This window comes from Puia sp. (assembly GCF_036500295.1).
In the GTDB taxonomy this organism is placed as follows: domain Bacteria; phylum Bacteroidota; class Bacteroidia; order Chitinophagales; family Chitinophagaceae; genus Puia.
The window spans coordinates 1-3,134 of the sequence record NZ_DASYCH010000127.1; the positions used below are offsets into that span (position 1 = coordinate 1).

The 3,134-nt window shown below is 55.4% G+C and carries 3 protein-coding genes; all 3 read right to left on the reverse strand.

Annotated elements, in window-relative coordinates; translation table 11 throughout:
* Nucleotides 1-703: AAA family ATPase (locus VGM48_RS23680; RefSeq protein WP_331583224.1), on the reverse strand; the 703-nt coding region annotated here is incomplete at its 3' end.
* Nucleotides 704-705: 2 nt separating this feature from the next.
* The gene (locus VGM48_RS23685; protein ID WP_331583228.1) at nt 706-2,187 is read right to left on the reverse strand and encodes a DUF5691 domain-containing protein; all 1,482 of its coding nucleotides are present in this window, start codon (nt 2,185-2,187) and stop codon (nt 706-708) included.
* Nucleotides 2,187-3,134: SWIM zinc finger family protein (locus tag VGM48_RS23690; protein WP_331583226.1), on the reverse strand; the 948-nt coding region annotated here is incomplete at its 5' end. The genes VGM48_RS23685 and VGM48_RS23690, both read right to left, overlap by 1 nt.

Genomic DNA, 3,134 nt, shown 5'->3' on the forward strand with positions numbered 1-3,134 from the left:
TCACGATATCCATCTCTTCCTCGATGGACTCAGGCACCGGCAGGACAACGGTATTGAAACGACGCTTCAACGCGCTGGACAATTCATTCACCCCCTTATCGCGGTTATTCGCCGTCGCGATGACGTTGAATCCCCGCACCGCCTGGATCTCGATATTCAGTTCCGGAACCGGCAGGGCTTTCTCCGACAGGATCGTGATCAGCGTATCCTGCACGTCCGCGCCGATGCGTGTCAGCTCTTCGATGCGAACGATCTTCCCATCCTTCATGCCCCGGGCGACCGGCGTTTCCACCAGCGCTTTCTCACTCGGTCCTTCAGCCAGGAGTCGGGCGTAGTTCCACCCATAACGGATGGATTCCTCACTGGTGCCCGCCGTACCCTGCACGATCAGCGTGGAGTCGCCACTGATAGCTGCCGACAGATGCTCACTGACCCAACTCTTGGCGGTACCCGGCAGCCCGTATAACAACAATGCCCGGTCGGTGGTCAGCGTAGCGACGGCAATCTCCATCAGCCGCCGGTTACCGATATATTTTGGCGTGACGACAAAGCCATTTGTCAACTTGCCGCCGATGAGATAGGTCACGACGGAGGCAGGTGAAAGTTTCCAGTTGGCAGGACGGCGATCGCTGTCCTGTTTGATCAGTTCGGCCAGTTCTTCGGCGAATAGTTGTTCGGCATGTTGCCGGAGGAGTGTTGACATAGTTATTCGTTAAAAGCATTTAAGGTTTGTTCTTTGAGTGCGAGCAACCGCTTGACCTGATTGGCGATATTGGTCCAGAAAGGAGCCTTCGCGGGTTCGGAGGGGCCGAAGCCATCCAACAGGGCCAGGATTACGATCGGGATACGGGCGATATTTGCTCTGTAGAAGCCGATCGTAAATTCGTAGGGATTTTTGGCGGTGTGCTGGATGATCGTCTTTGCCAGTTGAAAAGGCCATTCTCCCGGCCAGTTCCGGGCGCTATCGATAATGGCGCCATGATTATTTTTGAAATTCCGCAGGCAATAGGCTTCCTGTTGTGCCGGCGGCAAGAGATCCAGCAGTGTGGCATAGAAGACCTCCCGGTGGTCGAGATAGACCTGCGCCCATTTTTGATCCCGGAACTGCACCGTTGCCTTGACGAAGGCGGGGACATATTTTTCGTTGGCGCCGGAAAAAAGGTCGAGGATCCCGCCGGGCGGCAGCGCGAAATGGTCTTCCCAAAACGCCGGAGGGATATTTTGCATCAGCTGATACAGGGCAAATTCTCCATCCGTGAAAAATTTATCATTGCTGAGCTTTTCGATGCCCGGGAGATATTCTCCCTTGTCCGGGATCACCGGCGGATAGATCTGCAGGGAAGTTTTTGTCATCATCCCCAGCAGGGCCTTCTCGCGCTTTACAAAGATCATCGATCGAACGAGTTCCGCATATCTTGTCACCAGGATGCCGCCGGGCAACTGTTTCCAAAGCCGAATGGCTTCTTCCTTCACCTTCTGGCTGCGGTCGTTCTGCTGATCTATCAACAAGGGCTCATCTTCCGGTTGTATAGTGCCATCGAGTTGTTTAAGCAGTTCGGTCCGCATGTTTGCATTTTCCTGTGGCCAGGTCTGCGTCAGCCATTCCCGCGCTTTTGCCGGGTCTTGCTGCCGCATGCGCCAGAGCGCCGCCTTTCTCTGATCGGGCTGACCGGTTTGCCAGAGTTGTTCATCATCGGCCGTCGATGAAAATTTCCAGGCGGGATTCAGCCGGCTGAGCCATTCGCCGCGGCGGCCACAGACAGTCGCAATAGCTTCCTGGATCTTCCGCTGATGTACGCCCCGATCCAAGAGAATGGGAATAAGATCGGGAACGACGAGCTGCTGTGCGGCGATGCATTGTTCCAGCCATAGTCCAAACAGCGGCGCGCTGTCTACGGTCATAATATCCCTTAAAATCAGCCCGGCACGGGAGGAACAATAAGGGGATGTCTCAGGCGCGGCTTCGGAGAAAACAAGCGCCGGCTGATGTATGGGCTTGATCCCACTCTGCCGGAAATTGAAGCTGAGGGCGGCGAGTTGGAGAAATTTCTCCTCGGCGTCTGTGGCTTCCCGCTGATGGAGCAGCGCGGCGGCTTCCTTCAGGGCTTCGGGCAGATCGGCCGTGGCGACAGGTTTCTTTTCCGTTCCTAGCAAGGCCGTGTTGATTATTTCATTCCAGAACTGCATCACAGCATCTTGTATTCGTTATTGAACCAGACACCCACCGGTTCGTATTCTTTTTCTTTTCCGATGAGGGTCATGCGCATCGGGGCGCCGCCGGTCAACGCCAGCAAATCCCAGATCGCACTTTCTTTCCCGCGGATGCGCATCAGTTGTTGCTGCTCGTCCTGCAACCACCACTCGTTGTTATACGATACTATCCGTAGCTGGGTGACGATACAGGGCCAGGCGTCGGCGAAAGGCGACCGGGCGTTATAGAGCGTTTCCGTTTTGACTACCGTTATCCAGTTGTCATAGGCTTCGGGTAGCTGCTTCGGCTTCCAGGTATTATATTGATCCTTGACCAAGGCGCGCAAGGGTAGGGCGGAGTTGAAAAACACCAGCTCGGCGTCGACGACCAGCCCCGGCGTATAACTCGCCGCCGGTGGTTGATTACGGACATAGAATTGGAGGATCAGCGCATAACGCCGGCTGCGAAGACCATAGAACCAGCTACGCTCCACGAAGAGTTTCTCTTCTTCCGTCGTTTGCTTTGCGAGAATAAACCATTCGTCCCGGATGCCCGTCTGTGCCTTGAGTTCGTCCTGGTTTTGCGGAAACCCAATGAGACTGCGGATGTCCTGCTGCAAGCCAGGATGAAGCGTCTCGATATTCTTATACCCCTGGATGACGAGGTACAGCTTCAGCAGCTGGTCCAGGCATCGCGTCTGCCAGCCTTCGACGAAATAGTTGATCTCGCTTAAGGCCTTCAGTTGGCCGGCCAGTCCCGGCGCCTGGGCATCCACCATGCGTTTAGCCATGTTCTCCCAGAAAGCAGCGCCTTTTTCCGGCAGGTTCAGCATCCCCTGACGAATGATGTCTTTTATAAACCGGAGTAACTCGTCGAGTCCGTCGGCCACCTTTTGCTGCCGGGCCTGCTGGCGTTTGGACTGGGCGGTTTCGTCGACAGGCTT

Excerpts from the sequence above, each read along its gene's own strand:
- VGM48_RS23685 (WP_331583228.1), bottom strand. The coding sequence starts at position 2,187 with ATGCAGTTCTGGAATGAAATAATCAACACGGCCTTGCTAGGAACGGAA.